We start from the raw sequence: 26,688 nt of genomic DNA, 5'->3' as shown, positions 1-26,688 counted from the left end.
CCATCGGACGAGAGGGAACGTCATGTCACGTTGGGGATTCGCCACCGGTGCCACGGCACTGCTCGCGGCGCTCGCGTTGGGTGCCGGCGGCTGTGGGGCCGCCGAGGTGGCCAGCCAGCCCGCCCGGGAGGCGGCCGTCGAGGTCGCCGCCGCGATGGGCGTGGAGGGTCAGGCGCTGACCGCGATGGGCTTCGACGCCGACGAGCTGGACGTGCAGACCGTCGCCGCGCCGGCCACCCCGACGCCCGGCGCCTCCCCGACGGCCCAGGAGAAGGCCCGGGAGAAGCGCGGCGAGGAGTGGCGCAAGCGCCGGCAGGCGCGGGTGCTGCTGCGGAAGAACACCCTGCACGGCGAGGCGGTGGTGAAGACCAAGGACGGCGATACGCAGACCGTGGCCGTGCAGCGCGGTGAGGTGACCGCTGTCGACGGTTCGTCGATGACCGTCAAGTCCACCGACGGCTTCACCATGACCTGGACCTTCGCCGAGGACCTGCGGGTCGTCGAGCGGCGCGCCACCGTGCAGCCCAGCGAGGTGAAGGTCGGCGCGACGCTCGGGGTCGCCGGCGCGAAGGACGGCGACAAGGGCGTGGCACGCCTCGTGCTCATCCCCCGCGCCAAGTGAAAGGAAGGGCCCCTTTCTAACGCGGAGCGTTAGAAAGGGGCCCTTCCTTTCATCAGTACACGCGCGACCCGATGAAGTCGTCGTGACCGTAGCCGACCGGGCTGGCGGCGGTACGGGCCTCGAACGACCACTGCTGCCGGGTGCTGCTTCCGCAGTTCGCCAACCGAAGGCGGGAGCTGCCCAGCAACGGGTTGTCGAACGCCACGCAGAGGTTGCTCGCGGCGGCCGGCTTGATCTGGTTGCCGGAGAAGACGAACTGTTGGGCCCCGGTGCCGTTGCAGTCGTAGATGTTCACCGCAGTACCGGGGGTCATCGAGCTGTTGGAGACGTCCAGGCAGCGATCGTGGGACAGCTCCGAGTGCAGCGACCGCCGGGTCGAGTCGTACCAGAAACCCTGGTTACGACCACCGTGACAGGAGTACGGCTGCTGCACGGTGCCGTTGCGGGAGTCGTACCCCTTGCCGTCGACGCAGGTGCCGGTGGCCAGGTTGCGCAGTTGCCTGAAGTCCAACAGGCCCGGGTAGAGCACACCGCTGCCGGTGCTGGCCGGGTCGACGCAACTGGCCCGGTCCTGACCGGAGTTCCAGAACTGGGTGATGCACTGGGCGAACATGCCGTGCCCACGGGCGTTGGGGTGGAACGACTGGCGGGCGGCGTTCTCGTTCCAGATGCCGACCTCGATGTAGAGGCCGCGTACCGAGGTGTTGTCGGTGCACACCTCGTGCCCGTGGAAGAGCCGGCTGGCGTCCAGGTAACGGGTGCCGGTGTTCGCGGCGGCCGAGCGCAGCGCCGACTCGAACAGCGGCACCGCCTTGTTCCGGGCGAATGCCGCGTCGGCGAGGTAGAGCAGACAGCCACCGGAGTACCAGCCTGGGAAGTTCGGGTTGTCCTCCACGTCGGGGCTGCCCGGGCTCGGGTACGACATCAGCACCAGCTCGTAGTCCGATCGCAGGTATCCGGCCTTCGTCATGGTCTGCCGGATGTCGGTGAGCGCCGACTCCACGGCCTGCCGGCTGCCGTCGGTGCGGATCGTCCACTGGTCGGTGTAGGTGGGGTAGCAGGGCCCCTGGAAGAAGACCCGGCGGACGGCGCAGTCGGTGGCGACCGGCCCGAACTGGATGGTGCCGTCACCGTTGGCGCCGACCACCACCCAGATCAGCTTCACGTGCGTGTTGCGCGCCTTGATGCCCAGGTAGTCGCCCTGGTTCAGTTCGTTGTGCTGGGTCGGGCCGCCGGCGATGAGGTTCCACGGGGTGGCACCGGAGCAGGCGATGTTGTATTGCGCGTCCGATGTGATGCCGGTGCGGAACACCGCCTGGTCGTACGAGCGGTCACACCAGTTGCCGTCCTGGTGGGTGCCGGGGACGTAGTTGCCGACCCCTTCGCCGGAGATCTCGCTGTCGCCCATGGTGACCAGTGCGGTGCGGCGTTGGTCGATCGGGCGGATCGCCGGGCTGCCGTAGAGGGCGGTGGCCTCGGCGGCCCGGATTGCCTCGAGGTTGGCGGGGAGTGGTTGGACGGTCGGGCGGTCGGCGGCGCTGGCGGGGGTGGCCGGTCCGGCGAGCATCGGTAGGACGAGAGCGGCGACGGCGACGGCGACGGTGATGGCCCGTCGTCGGGTCACGCGTTCGCGCCTGGCGGGGATAGCAGGCATCGACGCACTCCTTTCGGCTCAGTCGCGGGACGTCGACTGAGTTACCAGACGGTAACGTGCGGATCAATAGATGTGAATGTGCCTCGGATCCTTGCGCGCCGGCTGCCGAACCGCCCGGATCGGACGATCCGGACATCCCCGTTCAGTGCCCCGGCGGCAGGGCGTAGCCGACGTAGCCGCGGAACGCGAACCGCCAGCCGGCTGGGACCAGCTTGGTGCAGGCCGGCTGGCTGCCGGTGCAGACGATCGCGTCGACCGAGGAGGGGTCGGCCGGCGGTCGTTCCGGCAGCACCGACTGCAGTGCCACCAGCTCCGGCGAACTCCCGTCCGGCTGCCGGAGCAGCAGCCACCACGGGTACTCCCAGTTGTCGTTCTGCTGCACCAGGCCGATCCGCCGGGCGCCGCTGGCGCGGACCTCCGTCGCCGCCCAGCGGAACTCGTCGGCCCACTGCGGACGGCGCAGGAACCGGGTGTCCCAGTCCGAGGTGGTGAACACCGAACCGGAGCCGACCAGCCGGCGCGGGAAGCCGTACGACAGCGCGAGCACTCCGGCCAGCGCTGAGGTGGCCAGCACGGCGACCGCCGCGAGGGTGGCCACCGACCGGCGTACCGGGTTCGCGCGGCGGCGGCGCAGGAGCGCGTCGACCCAGAGTCCGGCCAGCGGCACCGCCAGCACCACCGCGTAGAGGATCAGCCGGTTGCCCCACGGCTGCCACTTGATCATCGAGGTGTGCAGCAGGACGGCGGCCAGCACCACCACCGCGTACGCGCGCAGCGGCCCGGCCTGTTCGCTGTCGATCCGGCGTGGACGGGCGACCGCGACGACAGCACCGATCAGCGCCAGCGCCCCGGTCAGCGGGAAGGCCACCCGGTCCTCGTCGGGGTACCAGGCCGGCTCCGGGAAGATCTCCCGCCCGAAGGTGATCGCGCGATCCTGCGGGTCGACGCCGATCACGTCCGCGCCCTCGATGATCACCTCGGCCCCGGCTCGGCGCAGTGGCGCCAACGGCGTGTCGAACGCGGTGTGCCCGATCCGTAGGGCGTTGATCAGGATCGACTGCGGGTCGTGCCGTTCCATCGGGATCGACTCGCGCAGCCGGGGTGGCCCCAGCGGGTGCCCGAACTCGGCCGTCACCCGGGCCAGGAACGGGCCGACCACCACGGCCGCGACGAGCAGGATCAGTACCGAACCGGTGACCGTGCGGGCCACCCCACCGACCGGCCGGGGTCGCCGAACCGCGCTGCTCGCCGTGCTCGCGGCCGGGCCGGGCGTCGCCGTGCCCGCGGCGAGGCTGGAGGTCGCCGCGTTCCCGGCCAGGGCGAGTCGGAGCTGCGCCAATCCCCAGAGCACCAGCAGCGGGCCGACCGCGATCAGGCCGCTGGTCTTGGTCACCGCGGTCAGGCCGGTGGCCGCCCCCAGCCCGAGCAGCGTGCCCCAGCCGGTACGCCGCCGCAGCCCGTCCAGCACCAGGGTCGCCGCACAGGTCACCCACGCCGCGCAGACCAGGTCGGTCTGCGTACTGGTCGCCTGGAGCACCACCATCGGCGTGGTCGCCAGCACGAACGCCGTGAATAGTTGAGCCCTCCGGCCGCCGCCGAGCTGCGCGGTGACCCGTGCGGCCACCAGCAGGCAGACCACTCCGGCCGCCCACTGCACCAGGTTGTGCAGTTGGTCCCCGCCGGTGAGGAGGCGAAGGTGCAGCAGCAGGTACTCGGCTCCGGGCGGGATGGTCACCTGCCGGTGGATGGCGGTGGGCCAGAAGTCCAGGTCGCCCTGGGCCACCCAGTGCTCCACCTTCGGCAGGTGGTACGTCTGCGAGTCGAAGTTGTTCGGCTCGGCCAGCAGCGCGACCAGCAGCTCCACCAGGACCAGCCCGGCGATCGTGCCGACGAGCAGCCGCTCGCCCCGCCCAGCCGTACGCCAGGCGTCGACCGCCACGGCGAGTCGGCCGGAGGGCGCCCGTGGGGTCTGTGTCGGCGCGGCGTCGGTCCTGGTCGCGGGGGGCTCGACGGACGGGTCGGGGCTGCCGCCGGACACCACCGCGCCGACCGGCACCGGTCGTGGTGTGGCGGCGGGAGGCGGTACGGGACGGTTCGAGCGTCGCCGCAGGACGACGGCTGTCGCAGCAGCGACCAGGAAGAGCAGCCAGGCGCCGAGGAAGGCCGGCCGGGTCAGTGCGTGCACCGCGCCGAGAAGCTCGACGACGAGTACCGCGTACACCCCGGTCAGCAGTGCGGAGCGCACCACGGCGAGTCGCAGTGGTGCGACCGCATCGACCGCGCGCGACCTCAGCGCGACGGTGAGTAGGAGCACCGAGGCGGCGGGAACCGCCGCGAGCAGGGAGCCGGCAGCCGACATGGCCGGAAGTAAACACCATCCGCCTGCGCTCGCCACGCCGACTGCCCGACGGTGGCGGCGGGCGCCGGGTTAACCAGCCAGGCTAGGCTATGCCCGACGTGTTGTCGCCACCGTGGAGATTCCCGTGAAGCTCTCGATCCTCATGCCGGTCTACAACGAGGAAGAACGCATCGCGGATGCCCTCAAGCAGGCGTTGGCGGTTGACTATCCCTGCGAGATCGAGCTGGTCGTGGTCGACGACGGCAGCCGGGACGGCACCGGCGAGGTCCTCGGCCGCGCCGACGACGCACGCCTGCGGGTCATCACCCACCAGCGCAACGCCGGCAAGGGTGCCGCCATCAAGACGGCGGTCGACAGCGCGGAGGGTGACTACATGGTCATCCTCGACGCCGACCTTGAGTACGACCCGCAGGACATCCCCAAGCTGCTCGACCCGGTGCTCGACGGGCGGGCCACGGTGGTCTACGGCAATCGCACGTTCGGCAGCCACAGTGCCTACAGCTTCTGGTATGTGATGGGCAACAAGGGCGTCACGATGGCCGCCAACGTGCTGTTCAACTCGTACATCGGTGACCTGGAGACCTGCTTCAAGCTGATGCCGGTCGCGCTCTACCGGTCGCTGGAGGTGCGCTCGCGCGGCTTCGGCATGGAGGCCGAGGTGACCGGCAAGCTGCTGCGCCGCCGGATCCGCCCGTACGAGGTGCCGATCAGCTACCGGGCGCGTGGCCGGGAAGAGGGCAAGAAGATCACCTGGAAGGACGGGGTCGAGGCGATCTGGATCCTCGGCCGCGAGCGCGCCCGCCGCCGCCCCGCCCCCGCGCCCCGCTGACAGGCACCCGTTAATCTCTAGTTGAAGTGCACTTCAACTAGAGGACCTGTGATGCCGGATTCGTTGACGATTGGCGAGTTGTCCGTTCGCTCCGGCGTGGCTCCTTCGGCATTGCGCTACTACGAACGACTCGGGCTGATTCGCGCCGACCGGACCGGCGGCAACCAGCGCCGCTACGCCCGCGCCGAGTTGCGGCGGGTGGCCTTCATCCGGATCTCCCAGCAGGTCGGCGTCTCGCTCGACGAGATCCGGGCGGCACTCGACTCGCTCCCCGAAGGCCGCACCCCCAGCCCACAGGACTGGGCGCAGCTCTCCGCGAGCTGGCGGAGCCGGTTGGACGAGAAGATCAGGCTGCTGGCCGAGCTCCGCGACAACCTGGACGGCTGCATCGGCTGTGGGTGCCTCTCCCTGCAACGCTGCGTGCTCTACAACCCGGGGGACGCACTGGCCGGCGAAGGGCCCGGCGCACGCCTGATGCTGCCACGACCAGCGGACGCCCCTCCCGACGTCACCCCAGGGTGAGCAGCACCTTGCCGAAGTGATCGTTCGACTCGACGAGCCGGTGCGCCTCCGCCGCCTCGGTCATCGGCAGCCGCCGGTCGACGATCGGTCGGACCGTGCCCGCCTCGATCAACGGCCACACCTCGTCCCGTACGCCCTGGACGATCTCCGCCTTCTCGGCGAGGGGCCGGGAGCGCAGCGACGTCGCGGCGACGCTCGCCCGCTTGGTCAGCAACGCACCGAGATCCAACTCGGCCCTGCGCCCACCCTGCATGCCGATCACCACCAGCCGTCCGCCGGTGGCCAGCGCCGAGACGTTCCGCCCCAGGTAGGACGCGCCCATGATGTCCAGGACGACGTCGACGCCGCGACCGTCGGTGGCCTGCCGGACCTCCTCCACGAAGTCCTGCTCCCGGTAGTCGATCGTGTGCGACGCCCCCAGCTCACGCAGCCGAGAGTGCTTCTCCGCGCGGGCGGTGGTCAGCACGGTGGCGCCCAGTGCGGCCCCGAGCTGGATCGCGAAGGTGCCGATCCCACTGCCGCCACCGTGCACGAGCAGAGTGTCACCCGCGCCGAGCCGCCCCACCTGGACCAGGTTCGACCAGACCGTGCAGGCCACCTCGGGCAACCCTCCGGCGTCGACCGGGTCGCAGGCCGGCACCGGCAGCAACTGCCCGGCGGGCACCGCCACCCGCTCGGCGTACCCGCCGCCGGCCAGCAGCGCGCAGACCTGCTGCCCGACCGCCCATCCGGCAACCTCCGCGCCGACCACGGTGATCACCCCAGAGCATTCCAACCCGGGGTACGCGGGCGCGCCCGGCGGCGGCGGGTAGTGCCCCTGCCGTTGTAGCAGGTCAGCGCGGTTGACCCCGCTGGCCCGCACATCCACGATCACCTCGTCCGGGCCCGGCTCCGGGTCGGGCACCTCGGCCCAGACCAGCGCTTCGGGTCCACCGGGTTGCGGGATGGTGATCGCTTTCATGGAGTCAGTCTTACCCGATCGCACCCGATGCCGCAGGCGCACCCTCCAGCCCATTGTGGACGCGGTGGACCGCCTGGCCGGCGCATTCGGGGAGGGACGCCGGGCCGTCCGACGGGAGCCGTGGCAGACTGTGCGTGGCCGTACGCCTGCGGGTGGCGGCCCAGGAGGGTTCGCCTAGTGGCCGATGGCGCTGGTCTTGAAAACCGGTAAGGCAGCGATGTCTTCGTGGGTTCGAATCCCACACCCTCCGCTTCCCCTGGTGGGGTGTTTACGCAGCTCACCCCCGACTCCGGTCGGGGCTGTTTGCTGCTGGAGGGCTGGTGGGGGGCTAGGCAAGTCTGCAGAGTGGTGCGACCGCCGATCTGCAGCCGTCAGGTTGCCGGCAGGTAGATGGCGATCCAGTCCCTCAGCCGTTTCAGCACCAGAGGATGGACGTCGACCATCTCGATCCGCTCGGCGACCACTGCTGGTTCGGTGAGCCCGGCCCGGATCAGCGCGTCGGCGAATGCGTGGTGCTTCTCCCTGCCAGCTGTCAGCTTGGACACGACGCAGTCGTGCGGTTCGAGCGTGTAGCCACGCCCCGGTCGGGTGCTCTGAGACTCCACCAGAAACTCGCGCTCGCGCAGGTTGACCACCTGCTGACGCGACGAACCGAGCAGCTTGGCAACCTGACCGGTGGTCAGAAGGCCCCCACTCGTCGTCACCATAGGCCGAACACGCCACCTGAACCGAGGCTTCGGCTGAACGGCTGCGCTACGGGACAGCGTTGGCCGGTGCCGCCGCCATCGCGCGGTGGTCTGCGCCGCTGACCGCTGCCGCACCGGTGCTGATGAGGATCGCCACGACGGCGACGATGCCACCGAGCCCTGGACGAGGCATGACCGCAGGTACCGCTCCATCGAACAGGGCTGACGCTTCGTCGTAGGTGAGCGCGAGGAGGAGCGTCGATCCGACGGCGACCAGACTCAGCGCGGCGGTGGCTGCCAGGGTGAGCGTCGGTCGGGCGGCCCGACTGAGTACGGCCCAGGCGACGCAGGCATGCAGCGCCAGAACACTGCCCACATACCCACCCCAGCCGGGGAATCTGGTGAGTGGCACGGTGATGTCGCCGTAATGGGCCCACGGAAGTGTGATGGCGGAGAGCAGGCTTCCCACAGCTCCGACGACGGCAGCGGAGAGGGCAACGCTCCTCGTCATGGCTCGACCTCCCTGACGGCTCGTATGGAGAGCACCTGGCCCGCCACGCCCACCAATCTGGCTGTTGCCACGCGTGGAGTGAGCCGCCGATCGTGGTCAATGTTAAGGGCGATGTCTTCGTGGCTTCGAATCCCACACCCTCCGCAACCGTGATCGACTCGGTTTCGCCGACGTTGGTGTATCGAGACGTCTTGGGTTCCGCGACTTCCCGGAAGGCGAGTGGATCACGATTCGGCCGGGTCGACTGACGCACCGGACCGGCCTCTGGTCCACGCCTCGTAGCTGAGCAGCACGGCCAGGAACGCGGTGAGCAGGCTGAGGGCGGCCAGGCCAGGCAGGTAACGCCCGACGGGGAGTAGGAGCAGCGCCACGGCGGGCGCGAGAAACTGCTCGGGTCGTACGCACCTGACGCTGAGGGCCAAGAACGTCGCCCGGCCGGCGAGGTACAGGGTGGTCCCGCCGAACAGCGCGACAGCCGGGATCCAGTGCAGGGTGTGCTGGCTCTTGCCGTGCGCCAGGTCGGCGATCACCTCCTCGACTCCCAGCGCCACGTAGATCGTTCCGGCGAGCAGCGGGAGGTGGGCGACGGCTCCGAGGACGAGTGGGATCGAGGACAGCGCTGTGGTGAGGGCGTAGAGCCGAACGGTTCTGAGTCGCCGGGGATCGTCCACCGACGCCCAGTAGAAGAGAGCGAACTGGGTCGACCGCACCACGACGTACGCCAGCACCAGGATCAGCCGGGGTGTCCTCGTACCCCTGCCGGTTTCCCAGGCTTCGCGGAGGACCAACGCGATGAGGAAGACGGCTGCCATCGCCACGGGGACGCCCGCCCGGATCAACCCGACGTCGAGCCGGACGTAGTTGCCCAGCCAGGCATAGACCAGCCAGGAGTTCCACAGCAGCATGAGGACGAGCAGGCCCTGTACCAGCGTCACCGACGTGGGTCGCTCGCTCATGAACGTGGTGACCCGGATGAGCCCGAAGACGAGCACGAGGTCGAAGAAGACCTCGAACAGCGTCGGTCGGTGCGTCTCTGCGGTGGCCACCGGCCGGGATCGGACGATCCGCCACATCAGATCATCTTGACTGGTCGTCCCGGAGGGTTGCGGCGTCCCGTGTTCCGGTCACTCCGGCGGGTCCGCGCTCCGCCGCTCCCGGCGGATCGTCTCCTCGGCCAGTCGCTCGACTGCCCGTCGGCGCTCGTCCGCGGCGGCCCGTTCGTCCCGGCGGCGGAACGCGGTGAGGACAGCTACCGCGAAGTCCCGCCAGATCCCGGCCACGATGTCCCCCTGAGGAACGTTGCCCGGACTCCACCGTAGCTCCGGAAAACCACAGTGCCGGTCGTCGGACGGGACGCAGCGGGGTAAGAAGGGGCTGGTATCTCCGCACACCGGAAGGATTCGTCCCGATGACCCTGGAACGACCGATTGCCCCGGACCCGTACGAGTTGCTGCCGACGCTGCCCTCGTTCACGCTGACGAGCGACGACGTGCATAACGGTGAGCCGATGGACGCCCGGCACGCGCACGGCAGCACCGGGGGCGAGAACGTCTCGCCGCAGCTGACCTGGTCGGATTTCCCCGCCGAGACGAAGAGCTTCGCGGTGACCTGCTACGACCCGGACGCACCGACCGGCAGCGGCTTCTGGCACTGGGTGCTGGTGAACGTGCCGGTCACCGTCACCCAGTTGCCCACCGGGGCCGGTGGCGCGGCGGGCACCGACCTCGGTGGCGCGTTCTCGGTCCGCAACGACTACGGCGAGCAGGGGTACGGCGGTGCGGCTCCGCCGCCCGGTGACCGCCCGCACCGGTACGTCTTCGCGGTGCACGCGGTGGACGTCGAGCGCCTGGACCTGACCCCGGACGCCAGCCCGGCCTACGTCGGCTTCAACCTCACGTTCCACACCCTGGCGAGAGCGGTGATCCGCCCCACGTACCAGATCAAGGAGTAACGCCCCGTCTCGTCGATCATGGAGTTGTGGTGGGTGCAAAACACCCGGCAGGTAATAAACCTGGCACCACAACTCCATGATCGACCGGGCTGGGCGGCCCGGGTGGGTCAGGAGGGGACGCGGGCCACCGCGAAGACGGACTGGCCGAACGGGGGGCGGACGAGCTGCTCGGCGGCCTTGGTGGCGGGCAGGACGACGGTGTCGTACACCTTGACCATCGGGCCCTCCTTCGGCATCAGCCGGAAGACCTTCGTCGCCATGAAGTAGCCGATCAACCCCAGCGCGTTGGCGTAGTGGATCTTCTCGACGGTCAGGCCGGCCTCCGTCATCGCCGCCTGGAGGGTCTTCTTCGTGTAGCGGCGGACGTGCCCGGTGGCGATGTCGGCCGGGCTCATCGCGAACTGGAACGCCGGCACGATGATGATCACGGCCCCGCCGGGTCGGACCAGGTCGCGCATGCTGCTGAGCGCGCCCACATGATCCTCGATGTGTTCCAGGACGTTGTACGAGACCGCAGCGCTGTAATCGCCCCGGTCGTTGTGCGGCAGCAACATCTGCCGGACGTCGATGTTCGGCCGCGCGGCGAGGCGCTCCTTGAGCTGCACCAGCCGGTCCGGGTCGGCCTCGGTGGCGGTGAACCGGGGCAGCAGCTCCGACCACTCGAGGGCGTAGTCACCGAGGCCGCTGCCGATCTCGATCGGGTCGTCGCCGAGGTACGGCACCGCGAGCTCGATGAACCAGCGACGGTGGTTGACAGCGGTCGCCAGGCCCTCCAGCACCTCGGACTGCACGCGCTGATCCCCAGTGATTTCTGCCATGCGTCGATTCCTCACGATATGAACTCGACCCGTGCCTGGACCGACAGAGTGAATCATCCGCTGGGAGGGCAGAAGAATCGGGGCATCGGGGGTGGCCGAATTGTGGTCGGGGGGTGGGTTCGTGATCGGCGGTCGGCGAACCAGGCACATAGTACGGCAATACCCCGAAACATGTCACGGCAGCGTCAGCCCGTGACTACCCTACGAATTGTCATGACTACTCCCGAATCGGACCCGCCCAGTGGCGTCGGCGGCCCGGCCGCCGCGTCGGTGGAGGGGGTCTCCGCCGATGCTCGGCGGCGCCGTCGGGGGAAGTTGGTCGACCTGGCCGCCGTGCTGAGCTTCGTGCTGCTCGGCTTCTGGGTCACCGGTCGGCTCTGGCTCGACCCCGGCAGTGCGGTGCGGGACAACAAGTCCGATCAGTCGCAGTTCGAATGGATGATGGCGCACGGTGCGCGGGTCGTCACGCATTTCGCGTACCCGTTCCATTCGAATCAGATGAACGTCCCGGACGGCGTCAATCTGATGGCGAATACGTCCGTGTTATCCATTTCGTTGCCATTTACTCCCATCACCCTGCTGTTCGGGCCGCGGGCGGCATTCCTGGTCTTTCTCACCGCCGGCATGATCGCCACCGCCGCCGCCTGGTACTTCCTGCTCTCCCGGGTCCTGATCGGCAGTCGCGGGCCGGCATGGGTGGGTGCGGGCTTCTGCGCGTTCGCGCCCGCGATGGTGTCGCACGCCAACGGACACCCGAACATCGTGTCGCAGTTCGTCGTCCCCCTGATCATCTGGCGCACGCTGCGACTCGGCGACCCGGGCCGCTGGCTGCGCAACGGCGTCCTCCTCGCGCTCGTGATCGTCTGGCAGGCCTTCCTCAACCTGGAGATCCTGCTGATGACCGCGATCGGGCTCGGCGTGGTCATCGGCGTGCTCGCCCTCGGCCGCCCCGACATCCGAGCACGGACCCGGCCGTTCCTCGCCGGTCTTGCCGTCGCGGCCGGGGTCGCCGGGCTGCTGCTGGCGTACCCCCTGTACGTGCAGTTCTTCGGCCCGGACGCGTACTCCGGGCTGTCCCGCCTGATCCGTGGCTACTCCAGCGACCTCGCCTCGTTCGTCGCGTACTCCCGGGAGTCACTCGCCGGCAACGCGCGCACCGCCGCGGGCCTGGCCAAGAACCCGACCGAGGAGAACAGCTTCTTCGGCTGGGCGCTGGTGGTCTTGGTGATCGCCCTGGTCTGGTGGTTGCGCCGCTCGGTCGTCGTGCTCGCGCTGGCCGGGCTCGGGCTGCTCTTCGCGGTGCTCTCGCTGGGCCGTGAGGTCCGCTTCGACAACAAAGGGACGGGTGTGCCCGGCCCCTGGGCGGCGCTGGAGAACCTGCCCATCCTGCACTCCGTGGTGCCGACGCGGTGGGCGCTGGCGATCACCCCGATCATCGGGCTGCTGCTCGCCTACGGCGCCGAACGCGCCCGCGAACTGGCCAACTCGCACCCGTCGGCCCGGGGGCAGATCCACTTCGTCACGGCCACGGTGGTCGTGATGGCCCTGCTCCCGATCGTGCCGACCCCCCTGCCCGTGGCCCATCTCGACCCGATCCCCACCTTCGTGACCAGTGGGGCGTGGCGTCCGTACGTGGCCGGTGGGCGCAGTGTGGTCGCCCTGCCGTTGCCGGACACCACCTACGCGGAGCCGTTGCGCTGGTCCGCGGCGACCCGGCTGGACATGCCGCTGGCCCGCGGCTACTTCCTCGGCCCGGACACCCGGCCCAGCGCCGAGCCTCCCAAGGTCGCGCTGTTCGGAGCCACACCGCGCCCCACCAGCAGCTTCTTCGCCACCATCCGACGCACCGGGGCGGTGCCGCCGATCACTCCGCAGAGCCGGGTCCGGGCGGTCGACGACCTGCGGTTCTGGCGGGCCGGGGTGGTCATCCTCGGCCCACACGAGCACGAGGACGCGTTGCGTCGGGGCATGACCGAGCTGACCGGCATCCAGCCGGTCTTCACCGGCGGTGTATGGGTGTGGGACGTCCGTCCGTTGACCGACTGAGGCGGACTCTCAGCGGACGCAGCAGCCTTGGCAGACCTTCGGCCGGGGCAGGGTGAAGGCGAGGCAGCAGGTGCGCCGCTGCACGGTCGGTTCACCGGTCGGGCCGGGCACCAGCTCGATCAGGTCGGTCAGGCCGAGGGCGCCGAGCAGGGTGTCGATGCTCTGCACGGTGGACCCGGGCAGGGCGTCCGCAGCCCGCAGGATGCCGTGTGCGATGCCGGATGCGACCGAGCCGAGCAGCGTCCGGGTGCCCACCCGGACCTCCGACTGGATCGCCGTGATGAGCGGTGCCAGGTGGGAGTCGAGCAGGGAGACCCGCAGTGCGGTCAGCAGCTCCGCCTCGTCGGCGACGACCCGCACCTCCGGCAGGCCGGCGAGCGCCAGCGGATCGTTCGGTAGCACCGCCACGGTGATCCCACGGCGCAGGCCCATGGTGAGCAGCTGCCGATGGTCCTCGAAGTGGATCAACACGTCGGCCGGATCGAACAGCGGCACCCGGCGGGCCGAGGCCCAACCGAGCACGACCGGCAGCGCGGTCCAGTAGCTGTACGACTTCCAGGCCAAGGCGGCGCAGGCGTGCGGGGTGCCACCCCAACGGGCGGCGGCGCCGTTCAGCAGCTCCGGCATCCGGCTGCCGTCGATCAGGGTGGTGGCGGCTGACCAGCCGAACTCGTCGTCCACGAGGAGACCCGGGGCGAGCCCCGGAAGATCGTCGGTGCCGAACATGGCGCGGAGCGCCGCGGTGACGGGGGCGAGTGGCGTGGCGGCGACGTCCCGCCCCGGCAGCACCGCTGTCACCTGAGATCCCCCGTCCGCGTGACCGAGGAGTGTGCCCCGGCGGACGACCACTGCCGTCCTGAGCTAAGGCTAGCCTAACCACGGCCTCGGGTGTAAGGGAAGCCTCGCCTTGGTTGGATCGGGAGGCCCAGGTCACGCCGGTTGCCGGCGGGAGAAGCGCCTCCTGCCTCGGCCAATACCCGGCGGTTCTGCAGAAAAACGCCGCCGCAGGATCGATGTCTATCGGTAAATTGTCAATCAGAGTGTCGACAAGATGCCAAATACGTGTGTGCTCGGCCACGGAACGTGAAACTTGTAGCCCCGGCCACGAGGAAGCCGATGACGACCTCACCCCTCGAACGGGCTGCCGACTCCTTCGCGGCCGAACTCGCCCGACAGCGGACCGGGCGAGGGCTGTCCAAGAAACAACTAGCTGTTCTGATGGGGTTCGACCCCTCCTACGTGAGTCACGTCGAGGGCCGCCGGCACCGGCCGACCGAGGACTTCGCCCGCCGCGCCGAGGCCGTCCTGGAGGCCAGCGGCGCGATCTGGCAGCGTTTCCGGGAGTACGACGACCTCCGTCACACCCGCACGGGTCACCCGCCCCGCGAGCAGTACCCGCCCGGGCAGTGGCTGCCACCGGGCACTGGCCTCGTCGTGGAACGGGAACTCGCCACCCTCACCCACACCGACGACGGCTACCGGTGTGTGATCCACCGCGAGCTGTACAACGCCGGCACCGAGCCGGTCACCCGCTACCTGGTCCGGGTCGCCGTGGACCGCTACCCGAACGACCCCGGCCGCTCCAACCGGCACCACCGGGAGCACCCGCTCACCTTCGCCGAGCTGCAACTACAGGCCCGCCGCGACGACGGTGGCGGCGATCCGGAGCCGATGCACTGGCGTGCCAAACACGACCGGGACGCGTTCAAGGAGATCTGGCTGCTCTTCGAGAACGGGGAACGGCGGTTCCCGCTCTACCCGGGTGACCGGGCCACCATCGAGTACGCGTACAGCGTCGGCCACGACAAGTGGGGCCCCTGGTTCCAGCGGGCGGTCCGGCTGCCCACCCGGCAACTCGCCGTACGCCTCGACCTGCCCGCGCCACTCGACCCGCAGGTCTGGGGCGTGGAGACCTCCCTCTCCGCGGAGGAGGGCCCGCTGCGGACAGCTCCGCAACGGCACGACGAGGGCGACCGGGCCATCTACGACTGGCAGACCGACGACCCGCCGCTGAACGCCCGCTACCGGATGCAGTGGCGCTTCCGGGCCCGACCGGATGGGGAACCCGACAGCGGCCCCGGCGGTGTCCGGGTACGGCCCAGCGACCGGATGCGCGGTCTCGGCATCGTGCAACGCGGGGACGATCTGCTCCGCCAACACGTCCGGCCGTTCGACCTGCCCGTCGAGGAGCCCGTCGCCCGGGAACTGGTCGACCGGCTCACCACGGCCCTGGCCCGGCTCGACGAACTGCACCCGTTCAGCAAGGGCGTGGGGGTCGCCGCTCCGCAGCTCGGCGTCGGCCGGGCGGTGGCGGTGGTCCGGCCCCCGGACCGCTCGGCGGAGCCGGTCGTGCTGCTCAACCCCCGGGTGGTCGATGCCGGCCCGGACACCGACGAGCAGTACGAGGGCTGCCTCTCCTTCTTCGACCACCGTGGTCTGGTGCCCCGACCCCTCCGGCTGGACGTGGAGCACGCCCAGTGGGACGGCAGCCGGATCATCACGTCGTTCGAGTTCGGGATGGCCCGGCTGGTCGCCCACGAGATCGACCACCTTGAGGGCCGGCTCTACGTCGACCGGATGGCGCCCGGTGTGCCGCTGGTGCCGGTCGAGGAATACCGCGAGACCGGGCACCCCTGGCGCTACTGACCGTGGGGCCGGGGCGCGTGCCCCAGGGGGCAGGGGCACGCGCCCCGGTGTGGGGGGAGGAACGTCTAGAGGTCACCGAAGGTGTCGTAGCGGATGTGCGGCGGCGGCACCTCGTCAGCGGCGAGCACCCGCAACGTGGACCGGACCATCCGGGCCGAGCCGGAGACGTAGCAGTCGTGCGTGGTCCACGGGCCGTACCGGGCCACGACGTCCGGGATGTCGCCCTGCTCCCCGTCGAAGTCCGGCTCCTCGCTGCACGCGGCGGTGACCGACAACCACGGGTGTACCGCCACCAACTCCTGCAACCCGGCCAGGCCGTACAGGTCCGCCGCCTGCCGGGCACCGTAGAAGACGTGCACCCACCGGGTCCGGTTGAACGTGGCCAACTCCTCGACAAGTGCCTTGATCGGCGCCAGGCCGACCCCGCCGGCCACGCACAGGACGTCCCGTTCCGAGCTGCGGTCCAGGGTCATCGACCCCATCGGTGCCGCCAAGCGGAGCAGCTCACCTGGCCGCACCCGACGCACCAGCGCGCCGGAGACCCAGCCCGCCTCCGGCGACCGCACGTGGAACTCCAGCAGGTTGTCGTCGTTCGGTGCGTTCGCGATCGAGTAGTTCCGCCACACCCGGGGGTGGTGGCGCGGTACCTCCAGGCTCACGTACTGCCCGGCCTGCCAACGCAACGGATGCTGGAGCGCCCGACAGGTCAGCACGGCGGTGTCCGGGCCGTACCGCTGGTGGGTCAGCACCTCGGCGTGCCAGAACGGCGGGCCGTCGTCGGCCTCCGCACCGGCCACCATCCGGTCGGTGATCGCCGCGTACGCCTCCCGCCACGCCTGGTCGTACTCCAGGTTCCAGCCGTCGCCGGCGGTGCTACGAAGCGCGTCCAGCAAGGCGACTCCCATCGTCGCGTAGTGCGAGTCGTCGACGTGGTACTTGCGGTGGTCGCGGCCCAGCGCCCGGAGGAACTCGTCGAAACTCTCCGGGTCGTCGACCGTGTGGATCGCCGTGATGATCGCTTCCAGTAGGCGGTCGCCCTGGCCGGTCATCTGCACCGGGAAGAGCTGCCGCAGGGCGGGGTCGAGCAGGAACAGTCGGGCGTAGAAGTGCCCGCTCAACCGCGCCCGGTCGTCCTCGACCAGGGTCCAGCTCTCCTTCAGCAACCGCGCGAGGTTGTCCACAGGGCGCTCCTTCTCCAGACGGCAGCGGATCGGGCGCCCATAGAATCTCCACGGAGAGTGTCGACCGGTCGCACAGAATGTGCGATCGGCTCATGCTGGCCGGTCGGCCATGTCACCGGTGCCACCCGTCGGGCAGAGTGGTGCGGTGACCGTTGAGCTGACCCGCCCGGTGTCCCGCCGACTGCTCGGCACCGAGACGTTGCTGGTCCTCGGCCTCTCCCTGGGCCAGTCCGCGATCTACGCGCTGGTCTCGATCATCGCGAAGTTGACCGCCGACGGTCCGCTCTCCAGGCAGACCGCCTCGCTGAACACCTCGGCGTCGCCCCGACCGTGGCTGGACCTCACGTACCAACTGCTCGGCATCGTGTTCGCGCTGCTGCCGGTGCTGCTCGCCGTACACCTGCTCAGCCGGGACCCCGGCGACCCGGCGCGGACCCTCGGCCTGGACGCCCGGCGGCCCGGCCAGGACTTCGCCCGTGGGGCCGGCCTGGCGGCGCTGATCGGCCTGCCCGGGCTGGCCCTGTTCTGGGTGGCCGCCCAGCTGGGGCTCAACGCCACGCTGGTGCCGGCCGCGCTACCGGACCTCTGGTGGACGGTGCCGGTGCTGATCCTCGCCGCCGTGCAGAACGCCGTGCTGGAGGAGGTGATCGTGGTCGGTTACCTGGTCACCCGGCTACGCCAGCTCCACTGGCGGCTGGCGGCGATCATCGCGGCCAGCGCGCTGCTGCGCGGCTCGTACCACCTCTACCAGGGCTTCGGCGCCTTCGTCGGCAACGCGGTGATGGGCGTCGTGTTCAGCCTCTTCTACCTGCGCACCCGACGGGTGATGCCGCTGGTCATCGCGCACACGCTGCTCGACGTGGCCGCCTTCGTCGGCTACGCGCTGCTGCCCCGGGAGTGGTTCGACTGGCTCTGACCCGTCAGCCGGCTCTGACCTGTCAGCCGGGTGCGACCGGTCCGCGCCGCGCGGGCCGGTAGGCGGCCACCGTCCGGGCCGCGAGCCGGTCGGCTGCCGCCGCGTCGCCCAGCGCCGCCGCGAGCATCGCCGCACCCGGCAGCAGCCGGGCCGCCAGCCGCAACGCGACCCAGCCGCCGGCCTGTGCGGTGAGCGGAGCGGCCAGCCGCCAGGCGGCCTCCGCCGCCCGAGGCCAGCCCTCCTCGACCGGCTCGCCCGCCGCCTGCGCCGCGGCCAGTGCCGCCTCGGCGCTCGCGGCGTCCGGGTGGACCTGGGTGAGCACCAGCAGCTCGACGGCCCGATCGGGGTGCGCCGGATCCTTGCCGTACGCGGCGGCCAGGTGCAGCACCAGGTTCGCGTGCGTCCACAGCACCGACGTCAGCTCGGCCAGCGGCGCGAAGAACCCGGCCAGCGCGGCCGTCGCCCCACCCGCGCCCGCCGAGCGGACGAACCGCCGGCTGGCCAACCGGGCCAGGCCGTCCGCCGACGCGTCCGGATACCGGTTCCGCAGCTGTGCCGCCCACTCGGCCGCGCCGGGCCCGAGCGCCCGCACTGCGGCAAGAGCCAACAGCTCCGGCGCGAACCCCGGGTGGTCGACCACACGCGCGGCCACCGCCCGCAGCTCCGATTCCGGAGTACGCCCCGAAGCCGGCGGTTGCTGCTCGACCACGGGTGCCGGGATGGCCTTCTTCGGCGTGGTGCTCTTCCGGGGGGTCGCCTCTCGTTTGGCGTGGCTCTTGGCCGCTGCCGGTGTGCTCGGCGTCACCTCGGTAGCCGTGTCCGTCGCCTTCCTGGCGGTGGTCTTACCGGCAGGAGTGGTCCGGGCCGGCGGAGTGCGGTCCTCCGGCGCCTGGGCCTGCGGTGCCTGGGTCTGCGGCGCCTGGGTCTGCGGCGTCCGGACTTTCGGTGGACCGGCCTTGCGCCTCGCGGCCTTGGCTGTCGCGGTCGCGGGCGTCGTGGTGTCGGGCGTCGTGGCCTCGGCTGTCGCGTTCTTGGGCGTCGTGGTTGTCGGCTGCGGCTGCTCGACGGACGCCGGGCTTGGCCTTGCGGGAACCGCCTCGGCGGTCGGTGGCGCTGGTTCGTTGCCGTTCGCGGCGGCGCTCGACCGTGTTGCCCGCTCCGCGTTCGCTCCGGCGGCCGGCGGTGTCGGCTGCTCCGCGTTCGGGTCGCTCGTCGTGGCGCCCGCCTCGTTGGTCGGGGCGCCCGGTGCACGCCTCGGCCTCGGGGGCAGGGCGCGGTCCGGCTCCGGGGGCTGAAAGAGCACCGGTGGGGCAGCCTTGGCCCGTCGGGGACGCTGGCCCGCCGCCGCTGCAGGTGGTGTCGCCGCCGCAGGATCCTCGCCGGGAGTCGCCGGCTGCTCGGCGGCGACCGGCGGCGTGAAGGTGGCCCGTGGGGAGCGTCGACGCGCTCTCTCAGCAGGCTCTCGACGGGTCGGCTCGCTGGGCGGCTGCTCCTGCATATCGATGGAGCGTAGTCCTGATCACCCCGTCGCACAGCGGGGAAACACGGGGGCGGGTGGCACCGGCGGGCGTACCCCGGAAGTCGTTTTGCTCCCGGTGGGTGGCGACCTGTATCCTCGGGCGCGGTGGTCTGCAGGGCCACCAGGGAGACTTCGCCTAGTCTGGTCTATGGCGCCGCACTGCTAATGCGGTTGGGGTCTTAAAGCCCCTCCCGGGTTCGAATCCCGGAGTCTCCGCGCGAAAGCCGGGTGTGTACACTGGCTGAGCACGAGCGCCCGTAGCTCAATGGATAGAGCATCTGACTACGGATCAGAAGGTTAGGGGTTCGAGTCCCTTCGGGCGCACCATCTTGATCAGGGGAGATAGCCAACTGGCTATCTCCCCTGCGTCGATGTGAGTCAGGTGTGAGTCACGTCTGTGACACACGCTCAGGACTCCGCATGGCGTCGCTGAACTGGTCGATGGTGCCAGCGCGCAGCGGATCGAGAAGGTGCGCGTGCGAAGGGGTTCGAGTCCCTAACCCGCCTGGTTCGTAGTCGATCTCTTAGAAAGTTGATCGACGGTGAGCTTGTGGTTCGAGAAATTCGTGTGTTCGGGGTTTGCTGCGGGGGCATGCTCGGCGCGGCTGGTGACCCTGCTGGTCCAGACCGCTTGGGGCTGGTGCTGATGCGCTGCTCGGAGGGGCCTGGTCGGGTGTATCGACGGTGCGGCTGCCGTGACGAGGTGACGGGTAAGCAGTTCGGTGCCGGCTGCTTTCGGCTGGCAGATCTCAGCCATGGTCGGTGGTACTTCTCCTTGCAGGTGACCGGAGCAGACGGTGGCCGTGATCGGGTGCGAAGGGGTGGCTTCGCGACCTTGGCTGAGGCGGAGCGGGCCTGCTGGGAGTTGGCCCGGTTGCCGGGCCCGGAGGCGGTGGCGCGGACGTGGACGGTGCGACGCTGGCTGCGCTTCTGGCTGTCCGAGATGGAGGGCCGGTTGAGGCCCACGACGGTGCTCAACTACCGCAGCATCGTGGAGAAGTACCTGATCCCGCAGCTGGGCATGTATCGGTTGAGCAAGCTGCGGGTGAAGACCGTTCAGCGGGCCATGGACGCGATCTGCCGTCAGGTCGTGCGGGGCGGGCGGCTGATCTCGGCGGGAAGCGTCAGCCGGGTCCGCGCGGTGCTGCGCAGCGCGCTGTCGGAGGCGCGGCGGCAGGGCATCGTCGGCCACAATCCCGCCCGGGATCTACGGCTGCCGAACGGGGCGCGTCCCCATGCTGTCGTCTGGGATGACGAGCATGCGACGGTGTGGCGTGAGACCGGCGTGCGTCCCCGGGTCGCGGTGTGGGATTTGGACAACTTGGCGCGGTTCCTGGAGGCGGTGCGCGACGATCCGCTGTTCGTGCTGTGGTGGCTGGTGGCGCTGCGCGGCCCGCGCCGAGGAGAAATGGCGGGGCTGCGCTGGGAGGACATCAACCTCGCCGCGGGCGAGTTGACGATCCGGGAGCAGGTCATCGTCATCGGCGGGCGGGAGCACATAGGCCCGCCCAAGTCAGCAGCCGGGGTGCGGACCTTGGCCCTCGACGAGGCCACTGTCGCGTTGCTATGGGAGCTGTGGCGCGAGCAGCGGCGCCGTCACGGCGGCGCTGGCCCGACGGGTCGGGTGTTCGTCCACGCCAATGGGCGGCCGGTGCAGCCCGACTGGCTGACCCGCCGGTTCGCGAAGCTGGTCAAGCAGTTGGGCCTGCCGCCGGTGCGGTTGCACGATCTGCGGCACGCAGCCGCCGGGCTGGCCTCGGCGGCCGGGGTGGACCTGAAGATGATCCAGCACGACATGGGTCACGCCAGCCCGGTCACCACCGCGGAGACCTACATCTACGTGTTCAAGAAGATGGCCAAGGAGGCGGTGCGAGCCAGCGCCGCGCTGCTGCTGTCGCACGCGAAGATCCGGATGTCCCTGCAGGGTGCCTCCCAGGCGTGAATCGAGCGGGTAGTACTAGCTGTCAAACGCCGACCGCGGCCGCAATGACTTGCCGCTGTCGCGGGCGTCCGCTCGACGCTCGTATGTCGGGAGCCGGCTCGCCGGAGCCTCAGGAAGCGGAACTCGTGCATGACCGTGTGAGTGGGCAAGGCATGGTTGATCGCAAGCTCAAGATCGAGTTAAGCGGTGGACATGGCCTGCACGCCCTCGGCCAGCACCCCTAGCCTAGGCAAGGGCGGTGGGGTCCAAAGCAGACGTGGCGGACGATTTTTCCCGTGGTATGCCGCGCGAGCAGGCAGCGCCCTCGGCTAGCGTGCCCGCCGATACCCACCGACACCCGCGCCCCCAGTACTCCCGGGACCGTGGGCGCCAGCGCCGGCCGACAGCCGGCACCACGCCCCAGCCGGCAGACCGGCGATCAGGTCGTCCGCGCGGGCGATGCCCATCATCAGGGTGATCATGTCGTCGCTGCGGCGGGTCGCGACCACATAAGCCGTGTGTGTGGATGGAGCCCGCTCTGTCGCATCGGACAGAGCGGGCTCCACGGCATCGCTAGGACCTGGTTCGGGAGCGGTTAGGCGGCGTCACGGCAACGGGACCGCAGTGCTCAGCAGCGAGCGATTGCACCGGGCTGGACACGAATCACCATCACATTAAGGTGATGAAGCGAACACACAACGTGCGATTTGCGACCTTCGGAGCAAACCTCGCCTACCCGCGTTACGGGGTCGCGCCAGCAACTGGCGAGGTCTAGCTTCGGCAGCAGGTTGTCCGCCTCTCCGACGGAACCAGCCGTCGGAGAGACGGACAGTTCGCAGCCGCGGTGCGCCAACACCCCGGCCGCAATCGCCCTCATTCCTATCCAGAGGAGGTTCCATGAGGACACGAACCAGACTACTCGCCAGCACGGCGGTCGCCGTTCTCGGCGTGACCGCACTGGCGAGCCCGGCGACCGCGAACCCGTCGCTGCGCGATCCATCGCCCGCCTCGTTCCAGGGGCGCACCATCGACCTGTCCAAGAGCTGGCAAGGCGCCCAGGTCTGCGCCGTCCTGTCCCGCACCGAGGTGCGCTGCTACGCCACCGACGCGGAGGCGAGCGCCGATCTGGCTCCTCGCGCGTCGCTCGGCGCCGACGGCCCCATCGGCACTTTCGCCTACTACGGCTGCGACAACGACTGGCTGTGCATCTTCGAGCACGCAAACTTCGCCGGCCGCAAGCTCCAGTTCAGCGACGAGTATTGGCACGACCTGGACGAGTGGGGGTTCAAGGACAAGACCTCCTCGTGGGTCAACAACCAGGACGGCGGCTGGACCGGTTGCTCGGGCAGCGACAGCGGCACCCTCGGCGATGGGGCCGGCGACAACCGCAACATGGGTGCCTGCTCCGCCTCGGGAAACCTGGGCAGCTACAACGACAGGGCCGAGGACATCTACGGCTGACGCCCTGAGCTGAACGGCAGCGACCGTCGGGTGGGTGGCGTCGAAGACGCCACCCACCCGAGCGCTGTCAACGCGGCATTGCGGCGTACTCGGCGACTAGATAGGACCGGTAACTGATCACGGCAGGAACCGTCACGTTCAGCTTCCCCGCCGTCGTGGTCAACATCTCCTCATACCCCAGCAGCGCGCCGGTACCGGGATCGACAATCACTGTGTACTGGGCAGGCAGGCCATGAGCGTCTGACACGATCGAGAACGCCTCCCCGGGACGCCCAGCCCGGTCCGTGACGGTCCCGGTCACCGTGACGCCCGGAAGGTCGGCGAGTAGCTGGAGCACCGCAGCCCGCTGCGCCGGGTTCAACAACCGCACACCGGCAAGCTCGGCGACGTCCTCCAGATACTGCACCGGCGCTTCATGCGCCGAGGCACCGGCCGTCAGCCACTGCCGCAGTACCCCGGCGTCCGTTGGCACCGGGCCTTGGAAGCGGCTGTAGAAGCCGCCGGTGGCGGAGTCGCGCACCTCCTCGGAGGAGCCGATGCGGCCACCTTGCCGCTGCCACTCTCGCCGGTCGGCGTCTGTCCGGAACGTCGGCGGCAGGTCCTTCTTGACCATCCGCCCGGCGTCTTCGTCGGTTCGCCAGGACTGCCACTGCTGCGGCACCACAGCGGACGTCGTCCGGCCACCGGAGATCGACGAGTTCAGGAACCAGTTCGCCGATTCCAGGTACTCCACCGTCCCCGCCGGGCGCTGCGGCACCGGCTGCGCCGCCGCGAGCGCAGCCAGCCTCTGCAACCTGGCGCTGGCCGGCTCCGCGGTTGCGGGTGGACCGTAGTTGAGGATCGCGGGTGTCGCCGCGAACGCTGGCTGCGGCTGCCGAAACGTCTCCAGCGCCACCCCGCCAGCAGCCACTGCCAGGACCGCCGCGCCAGCTGCCGCCACCACGAGACGGCGCCGCGGAAGACGTGACCTGACGCTGCCCACAGCGCGGTCAGAGGCAAGGATGCGCTCCAGGTCCCGCACGCGCCGATTCTCGTCGGCCGGATGGACGTCTCGTGCCGGATCCAGGCCGCCCAGCAACTGGCGGACCTCATTGACGGCATTCATCTCATGCACCCCAATTCGACATCGACGGCGTCGCCCGCGTTGCCCGCTGCGCCCCGTCACCCATCACGCCCAGTTGCATGCGAAGCCGGCGGCGAGCCCGCATCAGCCGCATCGCACACGTCGCTCGGGACTGGCCGAGAGCGACTGCGGCCTCAGCGACACTCAGCCGCTCCCAAGCCACCAGCCGCAAGACCTCTTGATCCGCGGCGGACAGCCGGCCGAACGCCACCGCGACGTCACGTTGGCTGACCACCTCGTCCGCATGATCCACACTTATCGACCGGTCCGGCTCCGCCGCAACACGCAGCGCCAGTTCCTGCCACCGCCGCTGGCCCCTGGCCTCGTTCGACAGCACCAGACGAGCCACCCCGTACAACCACGGCAACGCCGACCCCGCCGGAACATCACTCAGACGTCGCCACGCCACCAGAAAGACCTCGGCAACAACATCACCGACGTCCGACCTGCCGACCCGCCGAGCGACGTACCGCCACACATCCCCGTGATGACGCTCGTACAACTCGGTGAACTGCTTCTCCGCGACGTCCATGGCACCTCCTACCGTGTTTATGTCCGGCACCAGCCACAGCGTCACACTCAGCGATGAACGAATCACCCGATAGCGCCGCCTCGCCAGTCATCCGTGCTTCTGGCAGAGCCCGATCCATGCAGGTTGGGGCTGCCGCCGGTGCGGTCGCACGACCTGCGGCACCCGGCCGAGGGGGTGGCGCCGGCGGCGGGGTCGACCTGAAGATGATCCAGCGCGACCTCGGCCACGCTAGCCCGGTCACCAATGCCGAGACGTACATCTACGTGTTCAGGAAGATGGACAAGAGGCGGTGCGAGCCAGCGCCGCGTTGCTGCTGTCGCACGCGAAGACCCGTATGTCGCTGGAGGGTGCCTCTCAGGCGTGAGTCGAGCGACCAGCGTCTCCACTGGAGAAGACGATCACTGGCTCCCTGGGCGCTCTTGCCCTGGCCCTCAGCCTTGTTCGAGGAACCGGCCGCCAACATCGTGGCCTTCTTGCGCTTGGCCCTCACGCCCCGAACCGTCAGAGTGGCTTGCGGACGCGACCGAGGCGCCGCTTCGAGGTCCGTCTCCCGGATTCCCCGGTAGGTCGTGACGGCTTCCACCGCGGCCAGCACCCACGCGCTGAGGGTGCCTGCTCTTCCGCGGTCGGGTCCTGCGGTGGTGTCCTGTTGTGCTCGATTTGGCGGCGGATCTCGTCGCCGGGTGTGGCGGCGTCGAGGACGAGGCGAACGGTGGCCTCGGCCGCTTGGCGTTGGGTGTCGGGTAGGACGCTGGTGTAGGTGTCGGCGGTCAGGTGGATGGTGGCGTGCCCGAGCTGGTCCTGAACCGTCTTGAGGTCGGCGCCGGCGGCGTGGGCGAGGGTCGCGGCTCCGTGCCGCAGGTCGTGCAGCCTGATCGGAGGCAGCCCGGCCCGGCCGACCAGCAGCCGCAGGCGTTGGGTGAGGTAGCCGGGACGAATCGGTAGCCCGTCGGGACCCGTGAACACGTAGCCACTGTCGTGGCCCATCTTCCCAACGTCGATTCGCGCGGCGCGTCGCTGGCGCTGCCGCTCGCGGTGCTGGCGCAGCACCCGCACGGTGTGCTGGTCCAGCGCCACGGTGCGGCGGCTGGCCTGTGACTTGGGTGGCCCTTCGTGGACGTCGTAGCCGGCGGTCGTGCGCTGCCGTACCACCGACAGTTGGCCGGTGCGCAGGTCGACCTCGGTCCAGCGCAGCCCGGCGGCCTCACCGCGGCGCAGCCCCCGCAGGGCGACCAGCCACCAGAAAGCGAACAGGCTGTCGTCGCGGACGTAGTCGAGGAAGCTGGCCAGCTGCGTCGGCGTCCACACGGCGATCGTGGGACGCTCGCCGCTGGCCTGCCACTGGGCGACGCGAGCCTCGGTCCACACCTGCGCCTGCGGGCGAGGGCGCGCGGGTAACTCGACGCGCCGGGCCGGGTTGTCTCGGATCAGCCCTTCGCGGACCGCGCCGGTCAGCGCCGCCCGTAGCGTGGTGTGCAGGTGCTGCAGAGTGCAGGCGGACCGCAGCTGCCCGGCACGGGTGCGGGTGGCCGCGATCGCGGCGAAGGCGGCGTTGAGCTGCCGCGAGGTCACGTCCCCGAGGATCAGCTGCCCGAGGTGCGGGATGAGGAACTGCTCGATGTCGCGGGTGTAGTGCATCCGTGTGGTCGGCCGGATCCGGGTCCTGGTCGACAACCAGTACCGCAACCAGCGGGTGACCGTCCACGACCGGCCTGCCTGCCCCTCCCGTGAGAGCGCCAGCAACTCATCCCGCGCCCGGCGGGCCGCCGCCTGCGACGAAAATCCGCCTCGGCGTATCCGTTCGGCCTGGCCGATCAGGTTACGTGTGGAGCAGTGGAAGTACCAACTGCCGTGCTCACGCTCCGGCAACCGCGGGCAGGAACTACCCCGGCGGCGGCCCGTCGCCGTGTCGACGCACCCGCACCGCTTCCCGATGACGCCCTGACTATTCATGGTCTCTCCCTTGGTGTGGTGTGGGCTCATCGTCGGGAAGCAGCAGGCGGTGAAGGGCCGTTTCCCTGCGAAATGCTCGGCATTCGCCGAGTGTGGATGGAATGGGGTAAATCCGGGCCGGAGCGCAGTGAGGGTCCGGGATCATAGGTCCATACAGGTCGAGGCAGTCGAGTCGGAGCGAGTGCGGCGCGACGCGGGACGCAAGCTGATGGGAGCAATGGCTATCGGCGGCATTGGCAGCTGGGCGGGGATGCGTTCGAGGCGTGAGTGCAAGCTCTCGATGTGACGATGCCGGCCGCAGTGTTCATCTCCTGCCTGCGCAGGACGAGGTGCGTGCCGGCGACGGTTGCGTACGCGTGCGATCGTGGCTGCTCGGTGGCTGCTCGGACGTCGGGGAACTGACGCGGACGCACCGCTGCGGAGCCGGACCCGCCAGGAAGCGCGGTGCCCACCTGACTATCGACGGCTGCGGATGAG

23 protein-coding genes and 3 tRNA genes are annotated in these 26,688 nt (G+C 70.0%); 12 read left to right on the top strand and 14 right to left on the bottom strand.

Annotated features, from left to right (window positions below):
- Nucleotides 1-22 precede the first annotated feature (22 nt).
- Nucleotides 23-622: a hypothetical protein gene (locus O7614_RS00795; protein WP_278136590.1), complete on the top strand. Its 600-nt coding sequence runs from the start codon at nt 23-25 to the stop codon at nt 620-622.
- A 52-nt stretch (nt 623-674) separates the two neighbouring features.
- On the opposite strand, the gene O7614_RS00790 is transcribed toward O7614_RS00795, so the two are convergent.
- Both O7614_RS00790 and O7614_RS00785 read right to left on the bottom strand, forming a co-directional pair.
- On the bottom strand, nt 675-2,276 hold the full coding sequence (locus O7614_RS00790) for a ricin-type beta-trefoil lectin domain protein (protein WP_278136589.1): 1,602 nt from the start codon (nt 2,274-2,276) through the stop codon (nt 675-677).
- Nucleotides 2,277-2,418: 142 nt separating this feature from the next.
- On the bottom strand, nt 2,419-4,635 hold the full coding sequence (locus O7614_RS00785) for a hypothetical protein (protein WP_278136588.1): 2,217 nt from the start codon (nt 4,633-4,635) through the stop codon (nt 2,419-2,421).
- Nucleotides 4,636-4,759: 124 nt separating this feature from the next.
- Here O7614_RS00785 and O7614_RS00780 point away from each other — a divergent pair, with 124 nt between their 5' ends.
- Nucleotides 4,760-5,464 carry a glycosyltransferase family 2 protein gene (locus O7614_RS00780; RefSeq protein WP_278136587.1) on the top strand — a complete coding sequence of 235 codons (705 nt, stop codon included), beginning with the start codon at nt 4,760-4,762 and terminating at the stop codon, nt 5,462-5,464.
- Nucleotides 5,465-5,515: 51 nt separating this feature from the next.
- Entirely contained in the window at nt 5,516-5,986 is a 471-nt protein-coding gene (soxR, locus tag O7614_RS00775; protein ID WP_278136586.1) for a redox-sensitive transcriptional activator SoxR, read from the top strand.
- On the opposite strand, the gene O7614_RS00770 is transcribed toward soxR, so the two are convergent.
- On the bottom strand, nt 5,973-6,947 hold the full coding sequence (locus tag O7614_RS00770) for an NAD(P)H-quinone oxidoreductase (protein WP_278136585.1): 975 nt from the start codon (nt 6,945-6,947) through the stop codon (nt 5,973-5,975). The two genes, soxR and O7614_RS00770, sit on opposite strands and share 14 nt — an antisense overlap.
- A gap of 163 nt (nt 6,948-7,110) precedes the next feature.
- Between O7614_RS00770 and O7614_RS00765 the strand changes: the two genes are divergently transcribed.
- Nucleotides 7,111-7,197: transfer RNA gene (locus O7614_RS00765), tRNA-Ser, on the top strand.
- 121 nt (nt 7,198-7,318) lie between these two features.
- Here O7614_RS00765 and O7614_RS00760 read toward each other — a convergent pair.
- The 4 genes from O7614_RS00760 to O7614_RS00745 form a co-directional block, all read right to left on the bottom strand.
- On the bottom strand, nt 7,319-7,582 hold the full coding sequence (locus O7614_RS00760; RefSeq protein WP_278136584.1) for a hypothetical protein: 264 nt from the start codon (nt 7,580-7,582) through the stop codon (nt 7,319-7,321).
- 118 nt (nt 7,583-7,700) lie between these two features.
- Nucleotides 7,701-8,144, bottom strand: a complete 444-nt coding sequence (locus O7614_RS00755; RefSeq protein ID WP_278136583.1) for a hypothetical protein — start codon at nt 8,142-8,144, stop codon at nt 7,701-7,703.
- A 224-nt stretch (nt 8,145-8,368) separates the two neighbouring features.
- Entirely contained in the window at nt 8,369-9,217 is an 849-nt protein-coding gene (locus O7614_RS00750; protein ID WP_278136582.1) for a low temperature requirement protein A, read from the bottom strand.
- Between the two features lie 51 nt (nt 9,218-9,268).
- A complete protein-coding gene (locus O7614_RS00745; protein WP_278136581.1) occupies nt 9,269-9,424 on the bottom strand; it encodes a hypothetical protein in 156 nt (51 codons plus the stop codon).
- 128 nt (nt 9,425-9,552) lie between these two features.
- On the opposite strand from O7614_RS00745, the gene O7614_RS00740 reads away from it, so the two are divergent.
- Nucleotides 9,553-10,095 carry a YbhB/YbcL family Raf kinase inhibitor-like protein gene (locus tag O7614_RS00740; RefSeq protein ID WP_278136580.1) on the top strand — a complete coding sequence of 181 codons (543 nt, stop codon included), beginning with the start codon at nt 9,553-9,555 and terminating at the stop codon, nt 10,093-10,095.
- Nucleotides 10,096-10,202: 107 nt separating this feature from the next.
- Here O7614_RS00740 and O7614_RS00735 read toward each other — a convergent pair whose 3' ends face one another.
- Nucleotides 10,203-10,913 carry a class I SAM-dependent methyltransferase gene (locus O7614_RS00735; RefSeq protein WP_278136579.1) on the bottom strand — a complete coding sequence of 237 codons (711 nt, stop codon included), beginning with the start codon at nt 10,911-10,913 and terminating at the stop codon, nt 10,203-10,205.
- 213 nt (nt 10,914-11,126) lie between these two features.
- Here O7614_RS00735 and O7614_RS00730 point away from each other — a divergent pair, with 213 nt between their 5' ends.
- On the top strand, nt 11,127-12,959 hold the full coding sequence (locus O7614_RS00730; RefSeq protein WP_278136578.1) for a hypothetical protein: 1,833 nt from the start codon (nt 11,127-11,129) through the stop codon (nt 12,957-12,959).
- A gap of 9 nt (nt 12,960-12,968) precedes the next feature.
- Here O7614_RS00730 and O7614_RS00725 read toward each other — a convergent pair whose 3' ends face one another.
- Nucleotides 12,969-13,745 (bottom strand): hypothetical protein, encoded by a 777-nt coding sequence (locus O7614_RS00725; protein WP_278142095.1) that lies wholly within the window; start codon nt 13,743-13,745, stop codon nt 12,969-12,971.
- 330 nt (nt 13,746-14,075) lie between these two features.
- Here O7614_RS00725 and O7614_RS00720 point away from each other — a divergent pair, with 330 nt between their 5' ends.
- The gene (locus O7614_RS00720) at nt 14,076-15,605 is read left to right on the top strand and encodes a peptide deformylase (protein ID WP_278136577.1); all 1,530 of its coding nucleotides are present in this window, start codon (nt 14,076-14,078) and stop codon (nt 15,603-15,605) included.
- A 65-nt stretch (nt 15,606-15,670) separates the two neighbouring features.
- Here O7614_RS00720 and O7614_RS00715 read toward each other — a convergent pair whose 3' ends face one another.
- Entirely contained in the window at nt 15,671-16,786 is a 1,116-nt protein-coding gene (locus O7614_RS00715; protein ID WP_278136576.1) for a globin domain-containing protein, read from the bottom strand.
- A gap of 145 nt (nt 16,787-16,931) precedes the next feature.
- Between O7614_RS00715 and O7614_RS00710 the strand changes: the two genes are divergently transcribed.
- Entirely contained in the window at nt 16,932-17,702 is a 771-nt protein-coding gene (locus O7614_RS00710) for a CPBP family intramembrane glutamic endopeptidase (protein ID WP_278136575.1), read from the top strand.
- Between the two features lie 22 nt (nt 17,703-17,724).
- Here O7614_RS00710 and O7614_RS00705 read toward each other — a convergent pair whose 3' ends face one another.
- Entirely contained in the window at nt 17,725-19,005 is a 1,281-nt protein-coding gene (locus tag O7614_RS00705; RefSeq protein ID WP_278136574.1) for a hypothetical protein, read from the bottom strand.
- Nucleotides 19,006-19,346: 341 nt separating this feature from the next.
- Here O7614_RS00705 and O7614_RS00700 point away from each other — a divergent pair.
- The 4 genes from O7614_RS00700 (at nt 19,347) to O7614_RS00685 (ending at nt 22,603) form a co-directional block, all read left to right on the top strand.
- Nucleotides 19,347-19,437 (top strand) — tRNA-Ser (locus O7614_RS00700).
- Between the two features lie 35 nt (nt 19,438-19,472).
- A tRNA-Arg gene (locus tag O7614_RS00695) sits at nt 19,473-19,548 on the top strand.
- Between the two features lie 508 nt (nt 19,549-20,056).
- A complete protein-coding gene (locus tag O7614_RS00690; RefSeq protein WP_278136573.1) occupies nt 20,057-21,163 on the top strand; it encodes a site-specific integrase in 1,107 nt (368 codons plus the stop codon).
- Nucleotides 21,164-22,039: 876 nt separating this feature from the next.
- Nucleotides 22,040-22,603, top strand: a complete 564-nt coding sequence (locus tag O7614_RS00685) for a peptidase inhibitor family I36 protein (RefSeq protein WP_278136572.1) — start codon at nt 22,040-22,042, stop codon at nt 22,601-22,603.
- A gap of 67 nt (nt 22,604-22,670) precedes the next feature.
- Here O7614_RS00685 and O7614_RS00680 read toward each other — a convergent pair whose 3' ends face one another.
- The 3 genes from O7614_RS00680 to O7614_RS00670 all read right to left on the bottom strand — a co-directional run bounded on the left by O7614_RS00680 (nt 22,671) and on the right by O7614_RS00670 (nt 26,211).
- Nucleotides 22,671-23,708: a CU044_5270 family protein gene (locus O7614_RS00680; RefSeq protein WP_278136571.1), complete on the bottom strand. Its 1,038-nt coding sequence runs from the start codon at nt 23,706-23,708 to the stop codon at nt 22,671-22,673.
- A gap of 1 nt (nt 23,709) precedes the next feature.
- A complete protein-coding gene (locus O7614_RS00675) occupies nt 23,710-24,258 on the bottom strand; it encodes a sigma-70 family RNA polymerase sigma factor (RefSeq protein WP_278136570.1) in 549 nt (182 codons plus the stop codon).
- Between the two features lie 501 nt (nt 24,259-24,759).
- Complete coding sequence (locus O7614_RS00670; protein WP_278136569.1) at nt 24,760-26,211, bottom strand: tyrosine-type recombinase/integrase; 1,452 nt, start codon at nt 26,209-26,211, stop codon at nt 24,760-24,762.
- Nucleotides 26,212-26,688: the final 477 nt, after the last annotated feature.

It is taken from the genome of Micromonospora sp. WMMD961 (assembly GCF_029626145.1).
Lineage (GTDB): Bacteria > Actinomycetota > Actinomycetes > Mycobacteriales > Micromonosporaceae > Micromonospora.
The sequence above is the reverse complement of the archived record's forward strand: the minus strand, read 5'-3'. Positions and strand labels throughout refer to the sequence as shown.

Excerpts from the sequence above, each read along its gene's own strand:
- O7614_RS00795 (WP_278136590.1), top strand. The coding sequence starts at position 23 with ATGTCACGTTGGGGATTCGCCACCGGTGCCACGGCACTGCTCGCGGCG.
- O7614_RS00790 (WP_278136589.1), bottom strand. The coding sequence starts at position 2,276 with ATGCCTGCTATCCCCGCCAGGCGCGAACGCGTGACCCGACGACGGGCC.
- O7614_RS00785 (WP_278136588.1), bottom strand. The coding sequence starts at position 4,635 with ATGTCGGCTGCCGGCTCCCTGCTCGCGGCGGTTCCCGCCGCCTCGGTG.
- soxR (WP_278136586.1), top strand. The coding sequence starts at position 5,516 with ATGCCGGATTCGTTGACGATTGGCGAGTTGTCCGTTCGCTCCGGCGTG.
- O7614_RS00770 (WP_278136585.1), bottom strand. The coding sequence starts at position 6,947 with ATGAAAGCGATCACCATCCCGCAACCCGGTGGACCCGAAGCGCTGGTC.
- O7614_RS00755 (WP_278136583.1), bottom strand. The coding sequence starts at position 8,144 with ATGACGAGGAGCGTTGCCCTCTCCGCTGCCGTCGTCGGAGCTGTGGGA.
- O7614_RS00750 (WP_278136582.1), bottom strand. The coding sequence starts at position 9,217 with ATGTGGCGGATCGTCCGATCCCGGCCGGTGGCCACCGCAGAGACGCAC.
- O7614_RS00740 (WP_278136580.1), top strand. The coding sequence starts at position 9,553 with ATGACCCTGGAACGACCGATTGCCCCGGACCCGTACGAGTTGCTGCCG.
- O7614_RS00735 (WP_278136579.1), bottom strand. The coding sequence starts at position 10,913 with ATGGCAGAAATCACTGGGGATCAGCGCGTGCAGTCCGAGGTGCTGGAG.
- O7614_RS00730 (WP_278136578.1), top strand. The coding sequence starts at position 11,127 with ATGACTACTCCCGAATCGGACCCGCCCAGTGGCGTCGGCGGCCCGGCC.
- O7614_RS00720 (WP_278136577.1), top strand. The coding sequence starts at position 14,076 with ATGACGACCTCACCCCTCGAACGGGCTGCCGACTCCTTCGCGGCCGAA.
- O7614_RS00685 (WP_278136572.1), top strand. The coding sequence starts at position 22,040 with ATGAGGACACGAACCAGACTACTCGCCAGCACGGCGGTCGCCGTTCTC.
- O7614_RS00680 (WP_278136571.1), bottom strand. The coding sequence starts at position 23,708 with ATGAATGCCGTCAATGAGGTCCGCCAGTTGCTGGGCGGCCTGGATCCG.
- O7614_RS00675 (WP_278136570.1), bottom strand. The coding sequence starts at position 24,258 with ATGGACGTCGCGGAGAAGCAGTTCACCGAGTTGTACGAGCGTCATCAC.
- O7614_RS00670 (WP_278136569.1), bottom strand. The coding sequence starts at position 26,211 with ATGAATAGTCAGGGCGTCATCGGGAAGCGGTGCGGGTGCGTCGACACG.